This window comes from Cellulomonas sp. McL0617, from assembly GCF_049994875.1.
Taxonomy (GTDB): domain Bacteria; phylum Actinomycetota; class Actinomycetes; order Actinomycetales; family Cellulomonadaceae; genus Cellulomonas.
Window position 1 is genome coordinate 1,963,515 of the sequence record NZ_CP188256.1, and the last position, 25,881, is coordinate 1,989,395.

Consider the following 25,881-nt stretch of genomic DNA (forward strand, 5'->3'; position numbering starts at 1 on the left):
GGGACGCGGTTCAGGCGACGGCGTCGGGCGGGCCGCCGACGCCGAGGAGGTCGAACAGGACGGCGACCATGCCGGCGGCCGTGGTGGTGCCGGTGCCGACGAGGTTGACCACCTGGCCCTGACCGCTCGCGCGCACCACGAGCGACCTCACGGCGGGACCGTTCGCGATCGGGTCGAACCGCACCGTGACGGACTCGCTGCCGCCCGCGGGCACGTTGCGGGGAACGGCCGGTGGGTTCACCAGGGTGAACCGGTTGCTCCCGGCCGCGTCCAGGTCGATCGCGTCCAGGCTCATGGGTCCGTCGCCGAGGTTGCGGATCTCGAGGACCAGGTCGCCCGGCGCGCCCGTGTGGACGGTGCCGAACTCCAGGAACGCCCGCGTCGACAGCCGCGGGCGGCCCGCGATGATGCCGAACCCGGTGGCCTTGACGAGGATCGACGGGTGGGTGGGGTCGTCGGACGAGACCATCAGCTGCGAGCCGCGGTCCCCGGCCACCGACGGCGTGAACGTGACGCTGAACGCGCGGTGCTCGCCCGACGCGAGCGCGAGCGGGAACCCGGCCCCGGGCGGTCGTGACGTCACGACGATGTCGGTCGACGAGCCGTCGATGGCCGTGACGTTCAGCGGGGCGCCGCCGACCGAGTGCAGGACGAGGTCGCGGGTCACCGACTGGCCGACCTGGAGGTCCCCGAATCCCAGGTCGGCCTCGACGTGCAGGGTCGGGTCGGCGGGCACGGTGAACTCCCACGCGCTGCGCCCGTAGGTGGCGATGCGCAGCACCTGCTGGCCGGCGGTGGAGTCGCGGACGATCGCCTGGACCCCGGCCTTCGGCAGGTTGGGGCCGACGCGCTTCCACGTCGCGCCGTCGAGCCGCAGCACCCCCGCGTCGGAGGCCACGAGCAGCGAGGACGGCACCGTGGACGTGTCCCAGGCGGCGTCCATCACGGGGATGTCGGGCAGGTTGCCGGTGGGTGCGTTGAACGTGCCACCGAGCTCGTGCCAGGCCGGGTTCCCGCCGACGCTGATGCCGCCCGTCTCGGTCAGGAACACGTGCCGCGTCCGGCGCGGGGTCGCCGTCCGGCTGTACCCGGCGGCGACCACCGCCACGCGCGTCCCGGCCGGCACGGCGGGGTCCTCGATGATCTGGGAGATGAACGAGCGCGCGCCGACGTCGCGGACGAAGTGGGCGGCCGTGCCGAGGTAGGTGCCGCCCCCGGTGCTGGAGAAGAACACCCGGTAGTGCTGGTTGGTGTGCACGAGGTCGCTCGTCGCCACCCACAGCCGGTTCGCTGCGGGCGCGTGCAGTGCGGTGATGTGGTCCGCGAACGTGAACATCGCGACGAACGAGCGACCGCTGTTCGTGCTCTTGAACAGCGTCTGGTCCTGGGCGAAGTAGATCGTCGTCGAGGGGTTGGCGCCGTTGGGCTCCAGCGCGATCCGCTGGATGTAGCTCTGGTTGGACAGGGCGCCGCCCCCGCCGACGTTGGGCCCCGCCACCCGAGGCACGGCGCCCGGGTTGCCGTTGCCCGCCACGCCGACGAGCTCGAAGCTGTTGTTGTCGAGCACGTGGATCGGTTGCGCCGCCACGTTCGCGTTGGTGTTCCCGAGCACCCCGGCGACCGTCACCTGATCACCGGTGAGGAACCCGTGTCCCTGCGCCGTCACGACGACCGGGTTCCGGTTCACCGTGCCGAACACCGGCATCGCCTGGTGGACGGCCGGCCCGCGCAGCCGTCCGGTGCCCTGGACGTACGACGAGCCGAGCGTGCCGTCCGACCCGTCGAGCGAGAGCCGGTGCGCGTCGATCACGGTGACCGTCCACGCCGGACGCGCATCGGTGTTGTTGGGCGTCGTGTTTCCCTGGACGGCATCGATGCGGACTCGCTGGCCCGTCGCGCACCCGTGCGGCTGCGTGGTCTGGATCTCGATCGGCGCGGTCTGGGTGGCGGCGACGACGTCGGCCTGAGCCAGGAACCGGTCGCCGGTGACGGTCGGGCCGGTGCCGAACGCGGCGACCGTCGTGCCGTTCTTGGTGCGCAGCTCGATCGTGCGCTTGTCGACGACGTTGATGACGCTCGCCCCGTTGGCCAGCCCGCCGCCGCCCGTGACCCCGGCGATCGTCACCGAGTCGCCGGCCCGGTACGAGTGCGGCGCCGTCGTGACCCGCACGGGGTTCGTGTTGGCCACGGCCTCGACCGGCACGGTGCGCGCGATGCCCTGCTGGAAGTACGTCGTCCCGCCGTCGGTCGACTTGATCAGCCGACCGTTGGTGGTGCCGTAGACGATGTCCGGGTCGACCGGGTCGACCGCGACCGGGCCACCGTCGCCGTCGATCCCCACGAGCCAGGTGCCGTGGGCGTCGCCTCGCCGGTGACCGCCGGTCCCGCAGTCCTGCATGCCGCCGAACGTGACGTCGTTGTTGCCCGGACCGCGCCCGATCGCGAGCGAGTTGAGCAGCGACGTCGCGATGCCCTCGTTGAGGGCGGTGAACGACAACGCCCCGCCGACCGGACCGCTCGACCGGTAGATGCCGCCGTCGGTCCCGACGTAAGCGGGCGTCGGCGCGTCGGGGGCGACCCCCGTCCAGGTCCACCGGGTGGGCGGCGGGAAGACCAGCTCGTGGTGGTCCCAGTGCACGAGGGTGGTGCTGGGTGCGGCGCCGATCGGACCGAGCTGGTCCACGCCGCCCCTGGTCGCCGCGGTGACGGTCGGCCACGTCCCGCCGCTGTCGATCGAGCGCCACAGCTGCTTCTGGGCGGCGTACACGAGTCGTGAGTCCTGCGGGTCGACTCCCAGCGTCAGGTCGTAGCTGGTCTGGTCCTGGGTCTGGTCGCCGAAGTTGTCGACGTTGACCCGGGCGGCGAGCGCCGGCCGGGCCTGCCACGTCGTGCCCGAGTCGTCGCTGCGGAAGAGGCCGACGAAGACGCTGGTGTGCCCGCGCTCGCCGTCCTGGACGGACGCGTACAGGGTGCGCGTCCGCGGGAGCATCGACTGGGTCAGGGCCACGCGGCCGAAGGCGCCCGGCACGCCACCCGAGTGCGCGAGCAGGTTGTCCGAGAGAACGACCTGGCCCGTCGAGGCGATCGTCAGCCGGAAGATCCCCCGATCCGGGTTGAGCGCCGTGGTGCCGAACTGCCGACCCCCCGCGACGAAGTAGACGGTGTTCCAGCTGTCGGCCGGCCCGGCCAGGGTGGCGCCCGCCCCTCCGTAGGCCGCGTTCATCGTGAGCCCGGCAAGGCGGACGTGGTCGTCGTCGACGCGACGGACGGACGCCGAGTTGCCGGGCGCGGCGATGCCGGGCAGCCCAAGGACGCTCACCCGGTCGCCGTCGAGCAGGCCGTGGCCGACCACGGTCGCGGTGACGCCTCCGCCGGCGTTCACGGCGGCGGTGATCGCGAGCGGCGCGGGGTGGCGCGGCCCATCGACCACGCCGCCGCCCGTGTAGGCCGCGTTGCCGCGCGAGCCGACGAGCGCGAACGTGTCGGGGCCGAGCACGCGGACCGCCCACGAGCCGTTCGCCCTCGTGGTCCCCTGGACACCGCTGACGGCGACGACGTCCCCCGTGACGAAGCCGTGTGCGGCGCCCGTCACGACGATAGGGGCCGGCGCCGCGGGGTTCGTCGCGCCCGTGACCGCGACCGTCGTCGGGTGCGACGGTCCCTGGACGAAGCCGGTCGTCGCGCCCGTGCCGTTGCCGGTCGACCCGCGCAGCGAGAAGTGGTCGTCGTCCACTGCATCGACCACCCACCCACCGTTCGCCTCGCGGTTGGACGTGACGCCGCCGAGGACCACGTGGTCGCCCGACGCGAAGCCGTGCCGGGACACGCGCACGACGATCGGGCTCGCCGGGGTGGCGTCCAGCACCGGCGCCTGACGGGTCCAGCCGGTGTCCACCTCGAGGGCCGAGATCACGCCGGTGCGCAACGGCTTGCCGTCGTCGAACGCCGGGTGGTTGGCGCCGAAGTTCCTGCCGCCGTCGACCGAGTAGTACAGCCCGGACTCCGACGCCACGAGGAGCTGGCCGCCGACCGGGCACACCATGCGCACGATGCCGCGGTCGGACAGGAAGGGTGGCTGTCGCGCGTCGAAGAGCGTGCCGCCACCGGCGTACGCACCGCCCACCAGGTGCATGCCGTTCAGGCGCAGCGTGTCGTCGTCGATGCGCACGACGATCGCCTCGTTCGCCGCGCCGACGACCCCGGGGAGGCCGATCGCCGCCACCCGGTCGAAGGTCGCGTAGCCGTGGCCCGCGACCGTGACGCGGACGCCACCCGCGACGTTCGTCGCCGCGGTGATCGGCTGCGGCGGCCGGCCGGCCGGTGACGTCAGCCGCGACCAGCTGGCGCCGGCGTCCACGGACCGGAAGAGGCCCGCGGACTTGGGCATGCCGGCCTGCCCGTCGAACAGGTTCCCCGTCCCGGCGTACACGATGTCGGGGTTCACGGGATCGACCGCGATCGCGCCGATCGACGTCGCCGGGAGCTGGTCGGTCGTCGGGCGCCAGCTCGCGCCGTCGTCGTCGGACCGCCAGACGCCGCCGCTGCCCGCCGCGATGTAGAGCCGGCCGTTCGGCCGGGGGTCGAACGCGATGTCGACCACCTCGCCGCTGTCCGGTCCGACGCCGAGGAAGAGCTGCTGGTTGCCGACGACCAGGGGTGCCGGCCCGATCTGCCGCCAGATGCCGGGGCCGGCGTACTCAAGGGCGTCGACCTCGCGGACCGCGTACCGCCACCGCCGGTTGTCGGCGGATCCGGTGCTGTCCTCCTGGCGGTTGACCAGGGCTTCCGGGGTGCTCTCCGACTCGCCGAGGTTCGCGTCGGTGGGTGCCTGTTCGTCGACGCTCACGGCTGCGGCTCCTCGGGCGTCAGGGTGAGCCAGCCCTCCTGGCCCTGCGCGGGATCGGGCGGGATGCGCGCGTCGCCCACCGAGTTGGTGATCGGGTCGTCGACCCACGTCGTGGCGTTCGAGCGGTGGCTCCAGCTCCACGTGCCGCGGATGTCGGAGGCGACGGGCATCCGGACGAGCTTGGGGTCGACGAGCACCGGGCCGAACCGGAACACGGGAGCGAGCCGTGCGAGGCCGGGCGCGACCCAGCCACGCCGCATGCCGATCTCCTTGCGCGGCAGGAACCCGGTGGTCGCGTGCACCACGCAGTGCGGTTCGACCAGCAGCGTCACCATGACGTCCTGCCCGGGCTGCACCCAGAGGATGCCGCTCGTGTCCACGTACGGGTGGTCGACGGGGGTCGCGCCCGGATCGGCGACGACGCCGAGGTCCTGCGCGAAGTCGTCGTAGTAGCCGGACGTGGTCGACGCCTGACCGTTGAACCCTTCGTGCGGGCCGATCGGCCGGGCGAAGTCCGCAGCCGCCGGGTCCGGGACGCGCAGGGTCCGGTAGTCGTCGCCGACGAAGTACGCGAGCAGCCCGTCCTGCCAGTGCGCCAGCGCGCCGAGCCGCACGGGGACGCGCATGCCCGCGACGACGTCGGGTGCCACGGGCTCGGCCACCTCGACGCGCACCAGGGCGCGCAGCACGGCGAGGGGATGGCCGACGAGCAGCGCCAGGTGCTCCTCACCGATGTGCCCGAACGGGTCGACCGCCCACAGCGAGGCGTCGACGATGCGCAGCAGGGACGAGAGCGCGGAGTCGGTGGCGGGCGCGTCCGGTGAGGCGTCGACGGCACCCCAGTCGAGCAACCCCTGCGCGAGGCCCGCCAGGTGGGGGTTGCGCACGATCGACGCCGGCTGGCCGCCCAGGCCGCTCGGCTGCCCCGGGGACTCCTCCCAGACCACACCGGCCGCGGCGTCGAACCGCACGGCCCCGAGCCCCCCGCCGTCGGCGCCGTAGAGCTGCAGGTCGCCGTCCAGGTGGTTGGGCAGGACGAACCCGCAGACGGGCGACGTGGTGTCGTCCGCCTCCGTCGCGTCGTCGTCCGCGGACACGAACCGGAACCACAGCCGCGCCGGCGCGGTGAACCTCGGCGCGAGCTCGACCAGGTCGTCGCGCTGGTCGACCACCAGCGTCTCGGTCTCCAGGACGTCGGCGCTGTCGTTCGGTGTCCCGTCGTCGGGCCCGAGCAGGTCGAGGACCTGACCGAAGCAGTCGACGAGGCGCAGGCGGGTGACCCGCATGAAGCCGGAACGCAGCGGCCAGAAGGCGGGGGGCACCGCCTGGCCGGCGCCGCTGGTGCCGTCCGCGACGAACCCGCCCCGCAGCCGCGAGTTGAACCGGTCCATCGCGCCCACCAGCACGTCCATGCGCTCGAGCTCGTCCGCGACGTGGTCGAGGTCGGCGGCTGCCTCCGGGGGGACGGCGACGGCGGCCTTGGCCCGGGCCTTGGTGGCGCGGAGGTCGGCGGCGCGCTGGGGGAAGCCCGCACCCGGCGCCGCGGGCGCCTGCTGGACGCTCACCGTGGACAGCGCCGCGATCTGGGTGAGCATCTCCTGGGCGGCCTTGGAGTAGTAGGCGTGCGTGACGCCGGGCGTCAGCTGCGTGGATCCGGCCGTGGCGCGCGCCTGTTCCACCACCCGACGGACGGTCGCGGCCGCGATGGACGCGGCTCCGCCGCTGAGCAGGGCCCGGCCCGTCAGGGTCTGGACCGGTACGGCGTCGGCCGCCGGCACCGTCTCCGGCACCGCGTCGAAGTCGACCTCCTCGAGCTGCCAGTCCTCGAAGCCGGGCGACCGGAAGAGGTCGACCGCCCAGTCGAGGTGCAGCGGGACCCACGGTCGCACGGGCGGTGCGACGGCGATCGCGGACGGCAGCGTGCCGGCGAGGCCGCTGACCGCGAGCAACGGCGACAGGTCACGCCGCTCGTCACGCGCGATCCACCAGGCGGTCTGCTCCGTGGCCACGACGCGCGCCTGGGCCTCCAGGTCGACGTTCGCGGCTGCGTCGGCGCGGGCGAACCGCGCGGTTCCCGACGGGTTCCGGACGGCCGTCGGTGCCGATCCGGGGTCGAGCAGTGCGAGCTCGGCCAGGAGATCGTCGCACTCCGGCGGGATGCCGCCGTGCTCCAGCCCCCGGTCCAGCAGGTCCTGCCCGCGGACGGCGGCCCCGCCTGCCTGCGCGAGCACGCTGGGCGCGAGGCTCGTGGTCGTGTGCCCGGACAGCCGGCAGACGAGGGTGCCCGTCTCGGTGTGCAGGCCGTCGGAGCCGTGCTTGAACGAGCGGCCGGCACCCTCGAGCAGGAATACGGGGTCCGCCGGCATGAAGTACCGGGGGAGCGCCCGCTCCGAGTCGACCGTCTCCGCCTGGGCGTCCGCGTTCGCCGACCGCGGGACCGGGACCCGGACGTTCGCGGTGACCGCGAGGTGCACCGCCGTCAGCGCGGCGTCGTACGTGCCCTTGGCGAAGGCGGGCGATGCGTACTCGATGGGGGACTTCTGCACGTGGGCGACCACCTGGGCGCCCGAGGAGGTCGCCGCGACCGGTCGGCTGGTCGGCGCCGCAGGAGCCGTGGCCGGCCCGGTGCCGGCGAAGACCCCGGGGTCGGTGCTGCTCGGGCTCGGAACCTCGGCGGTCGGGGTCTGCAGCGCGCGCTGCGTGACCTGCTCGGTCCGCGTGCCTCCCGGCAGGCTGCCGAACGCCGAGGCGTGCAGCCGCGCGTCGATGCGGGCCGGTGCGTCGGGCTGGTCGAGCTCGTCGACGGCTCCGAGCAGCACCGCCTCCAGGATGCGCGCCTCGTCGGGCGCGCCGGTCGTCTGCGCCAGCCGGGCCGCGAGCGCCTCGGTGAGCGTGCTGCCGATGGTCACCGTCACGGCCTCGGCCGCCGGCGGTCCGCCCGCATCGCCGCCCAGCAGGCCGTCGGGCGCGACCGCGATCCCCGCGCCGGGCCAGCCGAGCCCGACGACGCCCCCGTGGTAGAGCGTGAGCTCGGGCCACGACACCGCCCGGGCCGCCCAGCCGCCGAGCACCGCCTTGCCCCCGGGTGCGAACAGGGTCGCGGTGTCGTCGCGGACGCCCTGGACCGCGAACGACTTGCCGGTCGCCGCGTCCGCCTTCTGCACGTACGTCGCCTCGCGGGTCGCGAGACCGAACGTCGTCGCTGCGAGCGCCCGGTTCTGGGCGTAGACGAACGCGGACTCGATGTCGGCGGGGTTGATCTCCCAGCCGAGCTGGGCGATCCGGGCCTCGAACGCCGTCGGCGAGCTGAGGTTCTCGCCGATCGGGTCGTCGATGTGCCGGCTGTGCCAGCCGGTGACGAGGTAGGCGACCGGACCCGTGGCGCCCGACAGGTCGTCGTAGAAGCCGAGGCGGTTCTCGACGTCGTCGTAGTACGCCGACCAGGCGGCGTCGCCGTGCCCCAGCACGGTGAGCGGCTGCACGCCCGGCGTGTCCGTCCGCTCCGGGTCGGCCGTCTCGGTCCAGCTGTCGAGCGGCTCGACGACGGGCTCCTGGCCGCCGGTCTCCATCACCCAGGCGGTGACGGCGCGGCGGGCTCCGGCCTGGGGCGTGGAGATGCGGCTGACCACCCAGCGGTCCGGGACGGGCGGGAACGAGACGTCGCCGCCGGCAGCCGTCCCGCTGCCGCGCGTCAGCGCGTCGGGCAGGGCCCAGTGCAGGTAGGCGCCGGGCTTGCGCGGGTCGCGCTCCGCGAACGGGTCGGGCAGCAGCGTGTGAGCGTCGGGGGCCGATCCGGGGTCGGGCACGGTCATGGCGGTCTTCGCCCAGGTCCCGCCCTCCTCGCGCACCAGCAGCACGTCGAGCTGGATGGGGACCATCACCCGTGGCGTGCGGGCCAGTGCGGGGTTCCAGGTGGCCACGGCGCGCGGCGTGATCCCGTGGGCGATCGCCGCACCGACGAGCCGGTTGTCGAACGCGGCCATCTAGACCACCCCCAGGACGGTCTTCACCGTGCTCAGGACGATGCCCTGCTGGAGGACGGCCGTGACGTGGAAGGCCGGGAACCGGGAGTCCGGGTCGACCGCGCCGGTGTCGGCGTGGTCGACGGTCCCCTCGAAGTGCTGACGCCACGGCGGGTCGAGCACCGAGATGGCGAACGCGCCGGCGCCGGTCTGCTGGATCGCCGTCGGGTGAGCAGCCTGAGCGGTCTGCAGGGCGGTCTGGAGCGCGGCGACCCGGACGATGTCCGCGTGCCGCGAGCGCACCGGGACCGGCACGGGCACGGCGTCGTCCCCGACGCGCACCTGCTCGCCGGTGGGGGTCCGCAGCGGCACGGCGAGCGAGCTGCCGAGGTGTCGGACGCCGAACTGGATCCCGTGGTGGGGCTCCTCGAGGATCACCATCTGCGGCTCGCCCTCGAACAGCGCGATCATCACCGACGGCGCCAGCAGCTCCAGCCGCAAAAGCTTGAGCTGGTGGCTCACGACGGTGGGATCGGCCGACTTGTACGGTTCCTTGACCGGTGCGTCGTACGCCCGCACGTCCATGTGCGGCCAGCCCTTGACGGCGCTGGAACGCAGGACGAACCCCGTGACCAGCGTGCCCTGGTCGTGGTCCGCGTCGCTCAGCTTCTTGGCGTCGGGGAACTCCATGCCGCGCTGCATCGGGCGCACCATGCGCTCGCTCTGGTCGAGCAGCTGGCCCAGGCTCGTCGCGCGCGCCTGGTAGTGCGCCTCCTCGCGCGAGCCGATCTGCCCGACCGCGATCGCGCCGTCGACCAGCCGGTCGGTCCACGAGCGGTCGACGTAGAAGAAGCGGATCGACTCGGGCGGCAGGAGGCGTTCGTCCGGCACGAGGTACTCGAACGGCACGCCGACCAGCAGCCGCACGTGCGCGAGGAACGACTCCAGGTACGGCGGCAGGTCGCCCTCGGGCTCGAGGGTCGACTCCTGAGCGGGCGCGACGAGGCGCTCGTGCAGCGCCATCCGGGCGGTGGTCAGCGGAGCCCTCATCCCGGACCCTCCAGTCGGAGCTTGGGTGCCGCCACGGCGGCGATGGCATTGCTGCGCACCTCGGCCAGGGCGGCCAGCCCCACCGAGTCCTTGAGGATCTGGTCGAGCGTCGACGTGGGCGGCACCTTGCCCAGGGGCGGCAGCGCGACCGCGCCCGTCAGGCCGGCGTCGGCACCGAGCAGGGTGCGGATGGCGTCCTTCGAGCGCAGCCCGAAGGTGCTCGTCAGGGCGTCCGCGCCGAGCAGCGGCGAGGACAGCACCCGTTCACGCAGCAGGGGGTCGCCGAGCGGGCCGATGCCGGCCGTGACCTTGGTGAGGACGTCGACCGCGAACCGCAGCGCCACGGGGTCGAGCGGGTCGGTCACCTCGACCAGCCGCATCGCCGCGACGAGGGTCGACCTGCTGGTGTCCTGGGTGGACGACCGGTACGCACCCCGGCGCCACCGCATGAGCTCCTGCGCGAGGCGTCCGTCGGCCGCCGCGAGCAGGCGGCCCACCTCGAACGCGCTCGCGTACGAGATGTTCTCCGCGCCCGTCTCGGCGACCACCCGGCGCGCCTGGTCGGCGCTGTGGTACGGCCCGAGCGGGTCGCGCGAGACCGGCTGGGAGACGAACGGCCCGCGGTACCAGCTCTGCTCCGGCGCACCGAGGCGGTCGACGACGTCGATGCGGATGTGCCCGGTGTCGGCGACGGCGAGCGTGGACGACGGCGCCACCTCGCCCGCCATCGCGACGTCGAGGCCCTGCATGAGCTGGCGGAACGTGCCGTCGCCCTCGCACACGAACGTCCAGCTGTGCAGCAGCACGAGGCGGGCCTTCGGGTGCAGCACGAACATGCCGGCATCCGTGCGCCGCTTCAGGTCGGCGGACTGGCCGAGCACGGCGGCGTGCGCGGTGCTGCTCGACGGGAGGAAGGCGTCCTGGGACGCGGCTGCGACGGCGCCGACGAGTCCGGGCGGGGCGGCGGGCGCCGGGATCAGCTCCTTGCCGGCCGAGGCCGCCTGGGTGACGCCCAGGCTGCTGGCCCGCGCCGGCGCCGCCTCGACCGCCGACTGGATCGCGGCCTTGTTCGTCGTGCTCCGGACGGTGCCGGTGGTGGTCCTGCCCTGCATCGGCTGGACCATCGTGTCGGCGACCTCCGCGGTCACGCCCGTCCCCAGCGAGCCGCCGCTCAGCTCGAACGGCTGGGACACCAGGGCGTCCTGGGCGTCGACGAGCGTCTCCCAGCCGTGCTCCTCGACCACGTCCGTGGTGGGCAGCAGGTCGGTGCGCTCCTCGACGGACACCAGGCACGCGACGTAGGAGGAGCCGGACCGGGGGATCCGGTTGCCCATCACGACCGCGAAGTACCCGTCGGAGTCGCCGGCGGCGAGCTCACGGTCGTCGACGTTCACCTGGCGCACGTGGGTGAGCAACCGCAGCTCGTCCGGCATCGGCAGGATGTCACGCAGCAGCTGGAGGTCGGCCTCGACGGCGTCGCACCGGATGCCGTCGGGGCGGCCGAGCCGCTGGAAGACGTCCGCCGGGACGACGTCCGTGAGCGCCTGGTTCCGCTTGAGCTCGCACTCGGAGGCCTCGAACAGGACGAGGGCGAGGAACGGGTACGGGGTGTCGTCGGGGCCGACGGTGTACGCGTCGCCGAGCGGCCGTTCCCACGGCAGCGTCCGACGACCGAGCGCGACGTGCGGCAGCGCCGAGTCGAACGGACCGTGCCCGTTGCGCGGCGGGAACACGCCCGCCACCTCGGACGGAGCGAGCGAGAACCGTGGGCCCTCGACGTCGAAGAAGTAGTCCTGGCCGGGCAGGTCCTGCGGTGCGCCGGCGATCGCGACGTCCGTCTCCACGCGCATCCGGTAGGCGCCGGCGAGCAGCGGGGGTCGGATGTAGTCGTAGAGCACCATCTCGCCGACCTGCGGATCAGGCATCGTGCACCGCCTTCCCCATCAGCCGTACCTGGACCGAGCCGTCGGGTGTCAGGTGCTCGTCGGGCACCACCTGCGTCAGCGTCGACCCGGCCAGCACGGCCGCCCACTGAGCCGCGTTCCCGACGGCACCGACCACGCCGGCCAGGGCGACGTCGCCCACGACACCGACGCTGACGCCGACCGTCGGGCCCGCTGGGTCGTCGGCCAGCAGGTCGTACAGGAACATCGTCCGGTTGCCCGCCGTGACCCGCAGCGGGAGAGCGGCGACGTCCGCGCCGCCCGTGTGGACGACCACCTGCTCGGGGCCGAGGGCGACGCCCCGCGGTCCGTCGACGAGGACGCCGATGACGGTGGTCGACGCCGGCAGGTCCGTGCGGACGAGCTCCTGGTCGAGCATCGCGCGCGTCACCGGCACGATCCCGGCGGCCTCGACGTGGCCGCGGACACCGACGGCGAAGGGCTTGCTCAGCCGGACCACCGAACCGCGGGCGAGCAGCGTGGTCGGGCCGACCTGCGCCAGCTGCGACCCGAGCTGCCAGCCCAGCACGGGGGTCGAGCTGCCGGCGGAGACGGCCCCCGTGACGGCGCCTGCACCCGCGGCCTTCGTGGCGACGGTCGGGACGCCCAGTGCCGTGAGCGCGACCATCCCGCAGCCGTCGACGAGCATGACGGACTGCTGGCCGGCGGGGAGCTCGCGGTCCGCCAGGAGGGTGCCGGCCGTGCTGAGCTCGGTGATGCGGACCGCGCTGTCGCCGCTGGCGGAGACCGTCCAGGTGGCGGACCGGGGGAGCTCCCACAGGTGCGTGCTGCCCGACCGCAGGGTCACGCCGTCGCCGCCCGCGAGCTTGGTCAGCCCGTCGACGCTCTGGCCCGCCGCCCGGCCGACCGTCCCGCCCAGGGCCGGGTTGCGCAGCGTCCGCGACGACCGCGCGGCCCGCGTCGGCTGGGGCACGCCGGTGGTGGGCCGGTTCAGCAACGCCGAGCCGGGGACGTCCCACGAGGTGACGAGGTCGTGCCGGACGTCGACCACCGGCACCACCTTGGGCAGCCCGATGCGGGTGTCGAGCCGCGGCAGCCGGCGGAGCGCCGGCACGGTGGTGCGCATCGCCGGTGCTGCCGCGGCGACGAGGACCGGTCGTTGCAGGACGGCGCGCACGCGCGGCTGGGTGAGCGCCACGCCCTCGACCGGGCCGACCCGCACCGGCGGCGGTGGCGTGCCGATGCCCACCGGGTCGAGCGTGAAGCCCTCGGCCAGCGACGAGAGGACGGGCGGTGCCGACCGCCGGTTGGCGAGCGCGTCCAGCGCGGCCGGACCGTACCCGGGGGAGCGCAGCCCGCTGTCCGTGCGCAGCTCGGCGAACTCCGGGTTGCTCCCGCCCACGATGCTCGCCACGCCGGTCATCAGCGCCGGGGTCGAGATGTCCTTCGCGGTCGCGGCGAGCGCCACGTAGGCGGCGCCCGCGTTCTTGACGGCGATCGTCACGGAGCCCGTGTTCCGTGCGAAGGGCAGCGGCCGGTAGTTCGTCGCGTCCACCAGCGTGCCGATGGGCACCACGTCGCTGGGGTCGTGCAGCCCGGCCACGCCCGTGATCTCGAGGCCGTTGAGGACGGGGAGCGTGTTGGCGGCGGCGGGCGGCTTGAAGTCGGCGAAGAAGTGGTACGTCGCCTCGGACACCTGCGCTATCAGCGGGTCGAGGCGGAACAGGGTCGGGTCGAGCACCAGGGCCCTGTCGGCGGGTGCGGGCTGGCTGTCGGGGACCATGTCGACGAACGTGCTCGTGCCCTCGGTCTGGCGGGCGAGCACGACGCTGTGCACCGCGCCGACGTGGTCGTGGGTCTCGTGCATCGGTGCGAGGTCGAACTCGTAGGTCGCGGACAGCGTCGCGAACCGGCCGAACACCGTGGCCGTCATCTGCGACTCGGGCACGTCGGTCTGCAGCTGCAGCGCGAAGCCGCGGGCCGGCATCTTGGACTCGGTGCGCAGCGCCCACTCGGCGGACAGCCGCCAGGGCTGGTCGGCGGTGCCGGGCGCGACGGGCGCCCCTGCGGGCTCGGCCGGCAGCAGGCCGGCGCTCACCTGCGCCCCGACGCTGCCGGCCGCGGCGTCGCCGGCGCGGACGTAGAGGTCGACGAACTCGGCCCAGGTCTTGGCCGGCGGCATCGGCAGCGAGTCGTCGCCGAACGGCACGGTCACGGACGTCACGCCGAGGTCGGCGGTGACGGTCCCGTGGAACGGCGGGCCGGACAGGTGCAGGGACGCACCGACCGAGACGCTGATCTCGATCGTCGCGCACGCGAAGAAGCAGATGCGGATGCGCAGGCGCCCGCCCACCTCGATGCCCACGTCGAGCTCGTAGTGGAACGGGTCGCGCGTGATGAGGATGTCCGTGTAGGCGGTGAACCAGATCTGCAGCCAGTCCGGCCCGTAGGTCGCCTCCATCCGCACGCCGGTCATGAACGCCGTCGAGGTGATGGCGAAGTACGACTCGCCCTTGATCTGCACGACGCCGAGGAACGACCAGCGGAACCCGAGCCGCGGCACGATCGGGTACTCGGGCAGCGGCTTGAACGACGGGTGGTAGCCACCCAGCGTCAGCAGGAACGTCCCGTTGCGGAACCAGGTGAAGAACGCGAAGCCGCCGGTCAGCTGGCAGTCCTTGCTGATCAGCCAGGAGTTGTCGGTGAGCTGGGCCTGGATGGAGAACAGACCCTCGGCGCTGCTGAACCGGGCCTTCATGGCCAGCTCGATGCTGACGATCGCCGCGTCGTCGGTGGGCAGGGCCATGCGCGCGACACCGAGCAGGCCGATCTCGATGCCGCCGTCGAGGGCCACGTACAGGACGGCCGTGACGTTGACGACCTCGAACATGGTGCCGCGCAGGCCCGCCGCGAACCACAGCGCGCCGCGGGACGGGGGCACCTGGTCGCGGAACGCGTAGAGCGCCTGCATCGGGTTGTTGGCCAGCGCCTCGGGGTTGTCCAACGCCTTGACCAGCATGAAGTCGGGGATCTTGTTCAGGTCCTCCGGCACGATCAGGCGGCGGTTGTAGCCGAGCCCGAGCGCGATGCCGGTGAGGTTGATGACGGGCGGCAACCCGATGGGCACGAAGACGCCGCCGAAGATCGCGAACGAGGTGTACTCGTCGGACCCGCTGCCGACGACGCTGTACGAGCCGATGACGATGGCGCCGATGCTGCCGATCTTCACCAGCAGCATGCCGTCGTACTCGATGGGCGGACCGTCGAACTTGACCAGGCCCCCGGCGATCGAGATGGCCGGTCCCGAGTAGCCGACCGCGAGGCCCTTGAGGTCCAGCGACCACTGGCTCGGATCGGTGACGTGCGCGAACGGGATGGTGACCGACAGGTCGTCCACCTCCGCCGACAGGCCCGCGACGCTCAGGCCGCCGTCGATGGCGAGCGTCAGGGCGGTGCTCGTGATCCCGATGCCGAGCTGGTCGATGAAGATCGGCCCGAACCCCGCGTGGATGGGGATCCAGAACAGTCCGCCTTGCCCGCCGACGAGCACGTGCAGCTGGGCCGAACCGGTGCCGGCGTCGTCCCAGTACCAGACGTCGACGTCGGTGACGGGGTTGACGCTCTGCCCGTCGCCACCCGCGCCGCCGGACCCGCCGGACGACAGCAGGTTGGACGCCACCGGATTCGATCCGCCGCCGCCGCCGAGCGCGGCACTGATGGGCAGCCCGAACCCGCCGAGCTCCAGACCGCCGCCGCCGTGGGAAGCCACGAGCGAGCCGGTGCGCGTCTCGAGGTCGAGGAACACGTACGCCTTGACCGCGCCGAGCCGCAGCCAGGTCTCGGAGACCAGCGCGGTGCCGTCCGACTTCTCCAGACCGACGCCGACGCCGCGCAGGTGGATGCCCAGGTCGAACGCGAGCTCGGGAGTGGTGTCGATGAGGAACAGCTCGAGGCCGCCCGTCGCGGGAGCGCCCCACGCCGTCGGCGCGCCGAGCAGCACGTCGAGCTGGAGCTCGCCGATCGGGATGGCGACGTGCCCGGACAGGCCGATCCCGACGCGGCCGCCGTCGGACAGCAGCCTGACGTGCAGGTCGCCCAGCGCGACGTCGAGCGCGCTCGACGCGGCCGCGAGGAACCCGCCGAGCATCTGGAACACCCCGGGCAACGGGGAGGCCAGGTGCCCGCCGACGAGGATGCCGGCGTCGGTCAGGGCCTCGGTGAGCGTCGGGCCGCCGGTCCACAGATCGTGGTCGAGCACGGGCTCCGCCGCGGCGAGCGCCACCTGCAGGGCGAGCGGGAGGGCCCAGCCGACGATGAGCTGCTCCGCGGTTCCGGACGCCGTGGTCACCGTGAACGCCGGCGCGAGCTGGAGGACGAGCGGGCCGTCGTCGGCGCCCGACGCCAACGGCAGCGCGCGGATGCGCACGTCTCCGCCGGAGTCGATGTCGAACGCGAACCGCGGCTGGAGCGCCACCCCGAGCCCGGACAGGTCGGCGCCGAGCGCACCGGAGACGTCGACGCCCGTGCCGTCGACCTGCACCGTCGCCGACAACGCCGCGGGAGCGCTGGCCACGGGACGCAGGTTGAGGATGCCGATCCCGACGGTGGGGCCGTTGAGGCCCCAGCCACCGGTCGCCTGCAGGGAGCCGAGCGAGTCGGGCAGCGTCAGACGCCAGCGGACGAGGCCGCCGCCGGGGGCGTCGAGAGTGCCGGGCACGCCGGGCAGGAGGTCGACGACGGCACTGGCCAGCTGGCCGCGCTTCGTCGAGTCGACGTCGTCGAACCACGTGCCGGTGAGCATCGCCGTGAAGGAGGCGGTGTGGGCCGAGAACTTGCCCGCGGGGTCGTACAGGTCGAGGTGCCCGGCGGCCGCCAGCAGGTGCTCGAGCCAGTCGGGGTGCGGCGTGGCGAAGTGGTCGACGGCGGCGTCGAGCACCTGGGGCAGCAGCCCGCCTGCGGCGCCGCGCAGGGCTCCGAGCCCGCTGAACGTGGGCAGGATCGTGATCGGCTCCACGCCCTGCGGCGTCACGACGAGCGAGAGGCCGGTCGGGTCCGCGCCGAACGCGACGTCCAGGTGGGGCCAGCTGCCCGTGAGCGGCGTGCCGATCGTGACCGAGCCTGCAGGCGCGACGTGCCGCGACGCGTCGATCTCGACCGCGAAGCCGAGGCCCAGGACGCCCTCGATGGGGGAGGTCGTCGCGGCACCGATCCGGATGGACCCGGGGGTCGAGCCCGCCACGACGGTCAGCCCGATGTCGCCGGGCAGCTGGAGCCCCGGTCCGGCGGGGAGCCGCAGCGCGCCGTTGAGCGTCGTGAGCAGCTGCGCAACCTTGCCGGCGTCGAACCCGCCACCGTCCAGCCCGAGCGCGTCGACGCCCGAGAGCATCTCGCCGGGGGCGCGCAGGAGGTGCAGCAGGGCGGCGACGTCCAGGCCGGGGACCAGAGGCGTGAGGATCGTCGCGACGACCCCCGAGGCCAGGACCTGCGGGATCGCGTCGTCCAGGCTCGCGGCCAGGTCCGGGAGCGACGGGGTGGGCCAGAGCCGGACGCCGGTCAGGAACGGGTCGGCGTCGAGGGTCACCGTCCCGTCGGCCGTCCGGTAGTGCAGCGCCACGATGCCGAGCCGGGCGACCACCTCGGCGGTCGCGGTGAATGCGGGCAGGGCCAGGTCGACGTCCGCGGAGAGCTCGACGGACGGGCGCGCGTCGCCGTCGCCGGCCGCGGTCGAGGCCTGGATGCCGGTGCGCCAGCCCGTGCCGTCTCGCCGGACGAACAGCTCGTACGGCGTGCCGGGTGCCGCCAGCAGGTAGGAGCCGTCGGTGACGCCGTCGGCGATCAGGCCAGCCCAGCCGTCCGTGGCGGCGAGGGCGCCGGGCACCTTGCCGCCCAGGAAGCCGACGGGGTCGGTGCGCAGGGCAGCGAACCCGTCGGCCGAGAGCACCCGGGTGCCGGTCGCGTCCGTGCCCAGGAGGTCGATCGCGCCGAGCGCCGCCGCGAGCGCTGAGACGGTGGTGGCGGCCGAGTCCGTCGCCGCGAGGGCCGCGCCGACGCCGGCACCGATCAGGGGTGCAGCCACGGCGTCGGCGAGCGCGGCCCGAGCGACGGTGGTGCCGCGCCACGCGGCCTGGTCGAGCCGGGCGTCGAGCACCGCGGTCGGGCCGGATCCGCCATGGCTCGCGGTGACCCCGAGCTGGAGGCGACGCAGGCGGCCGTCCACGTCGCTGTGCGCCGGTCCGCCGACGAGCCACCCGCCCGGGCGGCTCAGCTCGAGCTCCACCCGCAGCAGCTGGGCAGGGTGCGGCGGCACCGCGGGGGAGTCGACGAGGGCGATCTGGCCGAGGCCGTACCGGACGCGGGCGTCCGCGTGCGGGGCGTTCGGTGTCGCGTCAGGCAGCGGCACCGGCATCGCGATGCCGTAGGCGAGGTGCGTCGGCGCGGGGCGCGGGCTGCCGGCGATTGTCTGCACGCGCGCCGACACCGCGGTGCGCAGCGCTGCGAGGACGTCGTCGGACAGCGAGCCGGACATCGTGACGACCGCGACGTCGGCGCCGATGTCGAACGGTGCCGTGAGCGAGAACGAGGCCTCGGGATAGGGGTCCGCGACGGCGAGGGCATCGGTCGAAGGCGCCGGGCGGTAGCCCTCGACCGCGCGCGTCAGGTGGGCCAGCGCGTCGGCAAGAGGCGACGCGGTCAGCGCGGGCGCGAGGACACCGGCGATGCGGAGGGCGTCGCCCAGCTCCTGGTCCTGCAGGAACGCCAGCGGAGTCCCGAGGTGCGGTGTGCCGATCGTGATCAGGCCGGTGACGCGGCCGGGGTGGTCGGCGACGAACGTGCGCGCGGCCAGGCCGGCATAGGAATGGGCGACGATCGTCAGCGCACCCGGGTGCAGCACGGCGAGCCGGTCGGCGACGTGCGCGATCTGGTCCGCGAGGTAGGCCGTGTCGCCGCTGCCGTTGTCGGCGAGGTCCACGGTGTACCAGTCGGCGACGGCGGTCAGGGTGTCGAGCGAGATGGTCCGGGGGTCGATCCCGGGCGTGCGCAGGTCGACGTGCGCCGCGGGATCGGTGGTGCCCTGCCGGTCGGGGGAGGCGAGCACACCGGACCAGACGGTGTGGTCGACGAACGCCGGGCCGACGAGCAGGACGCAGCGGTTGCCGCCCGAGACGATCCGCTCGACCTGCGCGACCACGTCCGCCACCACGTCCGGGTGCTGGGGCAGCAACGGGTGTGCGGCGTTCGCCTCAGCGCCGTGCGCCCAGCCGAAGATGTCGGGGCCCTGCGAGTCGCGCGGCACCACGCCGTCCCCGGAGCCCAGGTGCACCTCCAGCAGCCGCAGCCGCTCGGTGAGGTCGCGCAGCGTGAGCCCGCGCAGCAGGCTGCGCAGGTCCGGGTCGAACCAGGCGACCTCGACGAGCACGGCGGCGAGGTCCTCGGCGGTCTGCGCGGCGTCGACCCTCGTGCCCAGTCCGGCGAGCCAGGCGGTCGGCGGTCCGGCCGGCTCGAGCCAGGTCTCGAGCCGCGGCCCGTCGGCCAGGTGTGCGCCCGGCCACGCGATCCGCCACGGGTCGTCGAACGTCCCGGCCCCGTCGAGCAGGTCGACCAGGTCCGTCGCCAGCTCCTCGACCTCCAGCTCGCCCGCGCCCAGCAGGCCCTCGCCGAGGGATCCGAGCCCTCGGAACAGTGCGGTCGCGCTGGACTCGCCGGACACCCCGACGTGCGCGACCAGCCGACCGAGCCAGAGCCGCAGCGCGCCGAGCGGGTCCCGCAGCAGCCTCCCCGGGTCGCTGGGGTCGACGATCAGCGGGCTGTCCTCCGGCATGCCCGGCAGGCCGCGTCGCAGGCCGAGCAGACCCGCGGCCGCCTCGACCTCGTCGCCGGCGGTCGACGCGAGGACCGAGAGCACGAGGCGGAGCAGGTTCTCCAGGTCGCCGATGCCCACACCGAGGCCCGCCGCAGATGCCGCGAGGTCGGTCAGGTCGAACGGGACTGCGGGCGGCAGGTGGAGCTCGGGCACCGTGACGGCGTCACCGTCGGCCGACAACGACAGTCCGGCCGCGCGGACGTGCCAGCCGAACGGCTGGCCCGGGCGCCAGCCGGCCGACGCCTCCAGCGTGTCCAGCCCGATGTGCACGGGACCGATCGTCGCGTCGACCGCCGGGTCGAGGACGAGCCGGAGCTCCTGCGCGCCGAGGAACCCGACGGAGAACGCGCCGTCGGCAAGGTCGAACGTCAGCAGCTCGCTGACCAGCGCGAACGTTGCCGGGGTGGTGGCCAGCCGCAGCCCGATGCGCAGCTGTTCGGTGCCGGCCGCCGCGGGGTCGGGCGCGTGCCAGGCGGTCAGCTGGAGCGCGGGGGAGTCGCCCGCGATCGCCACGGTCCACGGGTCGACCGCGCTGCCCGTGCCGCCGATCGCACCGTCGAGCCCGATGAGGTGTGCCACCTCACGCAGGATCGCGTCCCAGCTGGTCCCGTCCTGGAGCACCGCCCGGTGGTACGTGCCGATGGCTGTGGCCGGGTCCACCACGAAGGTCGCCAGGTCGAGGTGGTGCGTCCACCCGGGCAGCGCGGTGCCGGGGTTGGCCGGGTCCTCGGGTGCGACGAGCCCGACGAGGGCCGCGAGCCGGCGCCCGACGTCCGTGCCGAGCGCGTCGGTGATCTCGTGCACGACGAGGTCGACGGCGGCTGCGGCGACCGAGTCGACGTTCGTCAGGTCGAGCCGCGGGTAGGGCGTGGTGTCGAGCCGCGCGTCCAGGAGCTCGAGCGTCGGCGTCAGCGTGGACCCGTCCCAGACGAGCCCCGCGCGCAGCGTGCCGATCTTGACCTGCGCCGTGTCCACGACCGCCGTGTCGCCGGCCCCGGTCAGACGGAGCAGCGCGGTGGCCCGCGGCACCACGACGATCGCGCCGACCCCGTCCAGCGGCACGTCGACCAGCGCGGCCTCGGCCTCGAGGTGCAGCTCCGGCGCGTCCGGTCCGAGCGCCGCCGCGACGGACACCCCGAGGCCCGCGCGCAGGTGGCCGGACGCCTGCGCCAGCGTCGCGTAGACCTGCACGCCCGCCAGCTCGGCCACCGGCACGCGCCAGGGCACGTCCACGGACCCGGTGCCGGTCGCCGTGACCGTCTGGCCGAGCAGCCCGGCCAGGTGCTCCAACCACGGAACGGCCGTCGGCGTGCCGTCAGTGCCCAGCAGCTGGCCCATCCACCGCTGCACCGCGGCAGGGCCCTCGGGCAGGTCCGCGAACGGGAAGGCCGGGATGTCGTCGGCGTCGGCGAGCCCGAACAGGGCGAGCAGGTGGTCGGAGAGCGACGTCAGCGTGGCATCGGGGTCCACCTGTGCCAGGACGATCTTCAGCAGCGCGGCGAGCAGGTCCGGGGCGTGCCTGCCGAGGTCCTCGACGTCCATCACGCTGTCCGCCGGGGTCTCGCCGCCGAGGCTCAGCTGCTCCAGGACCAGCACCAGGGACGCGCTCGGGTGGTCCGGGTCGGGCACGACGGTGAACCGGGCCGTGACGGCCGCGAGCCCGACGGGTCGGCCGCCCGCGGGGTTGTAGGTCCACCCGGTCTGCACGCGCGCCTCGACGGCGAGCGGGTGGGCCGTGGTCCCGATGACGAGCTCGACGTCGGAACCCGCCTCCACCACGTCGGCCTGGAACCGCAGGGAGGCGGGCACGTCCGCGCCGGCGCCCGTGTGGAAGTCGCCGCCGAGCCCCAGCACGACGCCCGAACCCGTGTCCCGCAGGGTGAGGTAGAGGTTGCCGCGCTCGAGATCCCCCAGCAGCGGGTGCCACTTCTCGCTGGCGGGTCGTCCGGGGTGCGGTTCGGGCGGGAGGACCAGGTCGAAGAACTGCAGGAGCGCGGTGCGCTGACCCGGCGCGCGGACGATGCCCTCGAGCTTGGTCAGCGGTTGCTGGAACCAGCTCTGGTCGAAGTCACCCTGCTCGTCGAGCAGCCCGAGCGCACGCGCCAGCGCGTCCAGCTCACCGGTCTGGCCCAGGCTGATGCTCATCCTGGTTGGTCCGTCGAGGCGGTGCGGGTGCGGGACGCAGGCACGAGGCGGATGTCGTCGCGGACCAGCGGCTCGACGTGCTCGGCCGCCAGGCCGACGAACGAGAACGCGCGCTGCGGCGTGAGCGTCAGGCCGTGCTCCGAGACCGACACACCGCCGGGGACCAGTCCCTTCGCCGTCGCATGGCTCTCGACGTAGCGCAGCAGGGCGGCCCACACCACGTCCCGGAAGAGTGCACCCCACCGCGCCGCGACCTGCGGGTTGCCGAGGGCGGACTCGTCGGTGGCGGCCACCAGCAGACCGGCGGTCGCCGCATCGGAGCCGAAGACGAATCGCACCGCCAGGGGAGCGACGCCGAGCTCGACGGACTCGGTGTCCACGGCCACGATCACGGCGCCCTGCACCGCACGCAGCTGCAGCTTGTCCACGTGGAGCAGGATCTGCGCGCCCTTGTCGCTCCACACGACCGAGGCTGCCCCCGCGTTGGCCGGACCGGTCAGCGCCGCCTGCACGAAGGCCGTCAGGTCGGCGAGGGGGACGGTCGACGATGCGTTCTCACGCGCGGCGTCCGTGCCCTCGCTCATCCCGGAACCCCCCGGTTCACAGCCCGCCGTGCCGCGTCGAGTGACGCGAGTCACGACATCTGGGACATTACCGACGGGCGGCGGGGTGCGTCTACGCGCAGTCCTACGTCAGGCGTCCCAGCGCGATCGCCGCGTACATGAGGGCGGCGACGGTCTCACCGTCCGTGATGGTGCCGTCCGCGACGAGGCGTACGACGTCGGCCCAGGGCAGGGTCCGCACGGCCGTGATGCCCTCCTCGGCCTGCTCGGTCGGCACGTCGGCCCGCGCGTCGGACGGGCGCAGCCCGCGCGCCAGGAACACGTGCTCCGGCGCGTGGCTGACCCCGTTGAGCGCGAACATGAAGCCGATGGCGTCCCAGCTGTCCGCCACCAGGCCGGTCTCTTCACGCAGCTCCCGCTGGGCGGCCAGCAGCGGGTCCTGCCCGTCGGAACCGCCGGCGGGCACCTCGAGCGATCCGCTGCCCGTCGTGTAGCGCGCGACCTCGACGAGGACGACGTGCCCGTCGTCGGTCACGGGGACGACGAACACGGCCGGGTTGCGCACCTCCAGGACGCCGTAGATGCCGGCGCTCCCGTCGGGGCGGTCGACCTCGTCCTCGCGCAGGCGGATCCACGCGTTCTCGTAGATGGTCGTCGACGTGCGGGTGCGCCAGGGGCTCATGGGCCAAGACTGCCGGACCGACCGGTTGCACCCACCTGCCCGTCCGCCCAGAGTGAGCCGCATGGACACGTCCGCGGCGCTGCACCGCAGCCAGGTCATCGACCTCACGACGACGGGCCGGCGCTCGGGAGAGCCCCGCCGGATCGAGATCTACCTCCATCACCTCGACGGCCGCCTGTTCATCTCGGGCATGCCGTCGCCGACCACCCGCGCCTGGATCCACAACGTGGCGGCCGACCCGCACGTCGTCATCCACCTTAAGGCGGGCGCGTCCGCGGACGTGCCCGCGCTGGCCAGGGTGGTCGAGGACCCGGACGAGCGCCGGCCCCTGATCGAGGCCGCGGCACGGCGGTGGGGTCGCGACGACATCGACGTGATGATGGTGCAGAGCCCGCTCATCGAGCTCACCGTCTCCGGCACGCGGTAGCCGGACACGTCCTCGGCGTCGCCTAGGAGCGTGCGCCCGCGGGATTCGACTCGTGCGCGTGATAGGTCCCGTGTCCCTGCACGACCAGGCCGTCGTCACCGAACACGAGCACCTCGTCGACCGAGCTGCCCCGCTGGTTGCGGTAGTGGATCACCAGCGCCGTCACGCCGGCGTAGACGTCCTCGACGGTGAAGTGCAGGTCCGGGATGAGCCGCAGCCCCTCGGCCCAGTACGCCCTCAGCTGCGCCTTGCCCCGGAGCACCCCGCCCGTCTCGGGCAGGAGCTGCACGGCGACGGGCGAGGTGAACACCACGTCGTCGTCGAAGTGGGACAGGATCGCGTCGAGGTCGTGGGCGTTCCACGCGGCCTCCCATTCCGCGCTGAACAGGATCGGGTCAGGCAGGCTCATGGCGACAGTGTCGCAGCGACGGCGTGCTTCGTCGGGTGGATTTCGGGCGCGGAGCTCGCAGGGCTGACTCACAGGAAGTTCCGAGACTGCTCCGAGTTAGGGCATGCAGACTCGTTTGCATGACCACGACGACCCGCGTCGCCACACCCGTCCGGACGGCCGCCACGCGCCGACCCGCACCGACACGTCGGCTCTCCGGCGCGCTCACAGGGCTCTGGGTCGGCTCCCTGGCCGTGGTGGCGTTCTGGTGGTTCGGCACGTCGTCGGCGGTGGGGTACACACCGGGCGGCGCCCTGATGAGCGTCGGCGAGCTCGCCGGGCTGCTGGCCTCCTTCCTCGTCTGCGCGCAGCTTCTGCTCGTCGCGCGGGTGCCGTGGTTCGAACGCTCGGTCGGGTTCGACCGGTTGGTGTCCTGGCACCGTTCGTTGGGCACCACGGTCGTCCTCCTGGTGCTGACCCACGTGCTGCTCATGATCATCGGCGGCGCGCTGCTCGACTCCACCTCGCTCTGGTCGGAGGTGCCGAGCGTCCTCGCGAGGCAGCCGTACCTCTGGCTCGCGCTGATCGGCACGGTCCTGTTCTTCGTCGTCGGGCTGTCGAGTGCCCGGCTCGCACGGCGCGCGCTCTCTTACGAGCTGTGGTTCGGGCTGCACCTGACGATCTACGTCGGCATCTTCCTGGCGTTCTTCCACCAGGTCGCCGGCGGCACCCACTTCGTCGCGGACCGCCTGGCCCAGGCGGCCTGGATCGCGCTCTACTCGGCGACGGCGGCCGCGATCCTGACGTGGCGGGTCGCCTTGCCCCTGCTGGACCACCGACGCAACGCGCTGCGCGTGTCGCAGGTGGTGCGCGAGGGCCGCGACCTCGCGAGCGTCTGGCTGACCGGGGCGTCCCTGGACCGCCTCGACGCTCGCGGAGGTCAGTACTTCCTCGTGCGGTTCCTGACCCGCGGTCACCTCGGCACGGCGCACCCGTACTCGCTGTCGATGGTGCCGACGGCGGACAGCATGCGGTTCACGGTCGGCGCGCTCGGCGACCACTCCGGAGCGGTCGAGGCCCTCCGCCCCGGCACACGCGTGCAGGTCGAGGGTCCGTTCGGCCGGTTCACCGCCGACCGCGCCTCGACGCACAAGGTGCTGCTCGTGGCCGGCGGTGCCGGGGTCGGTCCCGTCCGCGCCCTCGCCGAGGAGCTCCTGCGCCGCGGGCACGAGCTCGTGGTGGTGCACCGGGCGCACACCGCCGACGGGCTTGCCCTCGCGGCCGAGTTCACGCCGTCCCCGTGGCTGCGCTACGTGCCGGTGCCCGGCCGACGAGCGGAGCTGCGCTACGACCCGCTCGCTCCGGCGCACCTGCGCAGGCTCGTCCCTGACATCGCCGAGCGGGACGTCTTCATCTGCGGACCTGACCCGATGATCGATGCTGTCGTCCGGTCCGCACGAGCGCTCGGCGTCCCGCCGACCGCGATCCACCGAGAGGAGCTGGGCTGATGGCTAGCCGACCCTGGCGCGGCACCCTGCTGTTCGTGGGGGCCGCCGCCGCGATGACGGCAGCGGGCGTCGCGAAGTTCGCGCCCGCCGTGCCGAGCACGACATCCTCGGCCGCAGCAGGCACGACGAGCACCGGTTCGACGAGCAGCGGAACGACGAGCAACGGTTCGACGAGCAGCGGTTCGACGAGCAGCGGTTCGACGAGCAGCGGTTCGAGCTCCGGTGCAACCTCCACGGGCACGGACAGCGGATCCACGACGACCTCCGACACGGTCACGATCGTCGGGTCCGTCGAGCAGAACCGCTACGGAAACGTGCAGGTGTCGGTGACCTTCACCGGCAGCCAGATCACCGACGTGCAGACGCTGCAGGTGCCCAACCGGGAGCGTGAGGACCAGCGGATCAACCAGGAGGCGGTCCCGATTCTCGCGCAGGAGGTGATCTCCGCGCAGTCGGCCCACATCGACACCGTCTCCGGGGCGACCTACACCTCCGACTCCTACGCCGCGTCCGTCCAGTCCGCCATCGACCAGCACGGCTGAGCG

At 73.6% G+C, this 25,881-nt stretch carries 11 protein-coding genes; 3 read left to right on the forward strand and 8 right to left on the reverse strand.

From position 1 onward, the window contains the following. Positions 1 to 10: 10 nt before the first annotated feature. The 7 genes from ACPPVS_RS08895 to ACPPVS_RS08925 form a co-directional block, all read right to left on the reverse strand. Positions 11 to 4,846 carry a choice-of-anchor D domain-containing protein gene (locus tag ACPPVS_RS08895; RefSeq protein WP_426595713.1) on the reverse strand — a complete coding sequence of 1,612 codons (4,836 nt, stop codon included), beginning with the start codon at positions 4,844 to 4,846 and terminating at the stop codon, positions 11 to 13. Then, positions 4,843 to 8,829 (reverse strand): hypothetical protein, encoded by a 3,987-nt coding sequence (locus ACPPVS_RS08900; RefSeq protein WP_426595714.1) that lies wholly within the window; start codon positions 8,827 to 8,829, stop codon positions 4,843 to 4,845. Before ACPPVS_RS08900 ends, ACPPVS_RS08895 begins: the two co-directional genes overlap by 4 nt. Beyond that, a complete protein-coding gene (locus ACPPVS_RS08905) occupies positions 8,830 to 9,858 on the reverse strand; it encodes a hypothetical protein (RefSeq protein ID WP_426595715.1) in 1,029 nt (342 codons plus the stop codon). It abuts the gene before it with no gap. Further along, the gene (locus ACPPVS_RS08910; protein ID WP_426595716.1) at positions 9,855 to 11,783 is read right to left on the reverse strand and encodes a hypothetical protein; all 1,929 of its coding nucleotides are present in this window, start codon (positions 11,781 to 11,783) and stop codon (positions 9,855 to 9,857) included. The genes ACPPVS_RS08905 and ACPPVS_RS08910 overlap by 4 nt, the downstream gene beginning before the upstream one ends. Continuing rightward, on the reverse strand, positions 11,776 to 21,768 hold the full coding sequence (locus ACPPVS_RS08915) for a DUF6603 domain-containing protein (RefSeq protein ID WP_426595718.1): 9,993 nt from the start codon (positions 21,766 to 21,768) through the stop codon (positions 11,776 to 11,778). Before ACPPVS_RS08915 ends, ACPPVS_RS08910 begins: the two co-directional genes overlap by 8 nt. Next, on the reverse strand, positions 21,765 to 22,352 hold the full coding sequence (locus ACPPVS_RS08920) for a hypothetical protein (RefSeq protein WP_426595719.1): 588 nt from the start codon (positions 22,350 to 22,352) through the stop codon (positions 21,765 to 21,767). The genes ACPPVS_RS08915 and ACPPVS_RS08920 overlap by 4 nt, the downstream gene beginning before the upstream one ends. 103 nt (positions 22,353 to 22,455) lie before the next feature. Continuing rightward, the gene (locus tag ACPPVS_RS08925) at positions 22,456 to 23,013 is read right to left on the reverse strand and encodes an NUDIX domain-containing protein (protein ID WP_426595720.1); all 558 of its coding nucleotides are present in this window, start codon (positions 23,011 to 23,013) and stop codon (positions 22,456 to 22,458) included. A 61-nt stretch (positions 23,014 to 23,074) separates the two neighbouring features. Between ACPPVS_RS08925 and ACPPVS_RS08930 the strand changes: the two genes are divergently transcribed. Next, positions 23,075 to 23,440, forward strand: a complete 366-nt coding sequence (locus ACPPVS_RS08930) for a nitroreductase family deazaflavin-dependent oxidoreductase (RefSeq protein ID WP_426595721.1) — start codon at positions 23,075 to 23,077, stop codon at positions 23,438 to 23,440. A 22-nt stretch (positions 23,441 to 23,462) separates the two neighbouring features. Here ACPPVS_RS08930 and ACPPVS_RS08935 read toward each other — a convergent pair whose 3' ends face one another. Continuing rightward, entirely contained in the window at positions 23,463 to 23,849 is a 387-nt protein-coding gene (locus tag ACPPVS_RS08935) for a nuclear transport factor 2 family protein (RefSeq protein WP_426595722.1), read from the reverse strand. A 119-nt stretch (positions 23,850 to 23,968) separates the two neighbouring features. Here ACPPVS_RS08935 and ACPPVS_RS08940 point away from each other — a divergent pair, with 119 nt between their 5' ends. Both ACPPVS_RS08940 and ACPPVS_RS08945 read left to right on the forward strand, forming a co-directional pair. Next, on the forward strand, positions 23,969 to 25,336 hold the full coding sequence (locus tag ACPPVS_RS08940; protein ID WP_426595723.1) for a ferredoxin reductase family protein: 1,368 nt from the start codon (positions 23,969 to 23,971) through the stop codon (positions 25,334 to 25,336). Then, a complete protein-coding gene (locus ACPPVS_RS08945; protein WP_426595724.1) occupies positions 25,336 to 25,878 on the forward strand; it encodes an FMN-binding protein in 543 nt (180 codons plus the stop codon). Before ACPPVS_RS08940 ends, ACPPVS_RS08945 begins: the two co-directional genes overlap by 1 nt. The last annotated feature ends 3 nt before the right edge of the window (positions 25,879 to 25,881 follow it).

Excerpts from the sequence above, each read along its gene's own strand:
- ACPPVS_RS08900 (WP_426595714.1), bottom strand. The coding sequence starts at position 8,829 with ATGGCCGCGTTCGACAACCGGCTCGTCGGTGCGGCGATCGCCCACGGG.
- ACPPVS_RS08905 (WP_426595715.1), bottom strand. The coding sequence starts at position 9,858 with ATGAGGGCTCCGCTGACCACCGCCCGGATGGCGCTGCACGAGCGCCTC.
- ACPPVS_RS08910 (WP_426595716.1), bottom strand. The coding sequence starts at position 11,783 with ATGCCTGATCCGCAGGTCGGCGAGATGGTGCTCTACGACTACATCCGA.
- ACPPVS_RS08915 (WP_426595718.1), bottom strand. The coding sequence starts at position 21,768 with ATGAGCATCAGCCTGGGCCAGACCGGTGAGCTGGACGCGCTGGCGCGT.
- ACPPVS_RS08920 (WP_426595719.1), bottom strand. The coding sequence starts at position 22,352 with ATGAGCGAGGGCACGGACGCCGCGCGTGAGAACGCATCGTCGACCGTC.
- ACPPVS_RS08925 (WP_426595720.1), bottom strand. The coding sequence starts at position 23,013 with ATGAGCCCCTGGCGCACCCGCACGTCGACGACCATCTACGAGAACGCG.
- ACPPVS_RS08930 (WP_426595721.1), top strand. The coding sequence starts at position 23,075 with ATGGACACGTCCGCGGCGCTGCACCGCAGCCAGGTCATCGACCTCACG.
- ACPPVS_RS08935 (WP_426595722.1), bottom strand. The coding sequence starts at position 23,849 with ATGAGCCTGCCTGACCCGATCCTGTTCAGCGCGGAATGGGAGGCCGCG.
- ACPPVS_RS08940 (WP_426595723.1), top strand. The coding sequence starts at position 23,969 with ATGACCACGACGACCCGCGTCGCCACACCCGTCCGGACGGCCGCCACG.
- ACPPVS_RS08945 (WP_426595724.1), top strand. The coding sequence starts at position 25,336 with ATGGCTAGCCGACCCTGGCGCGGCACCCTGCTGTTCGTGGGGGCCGCC.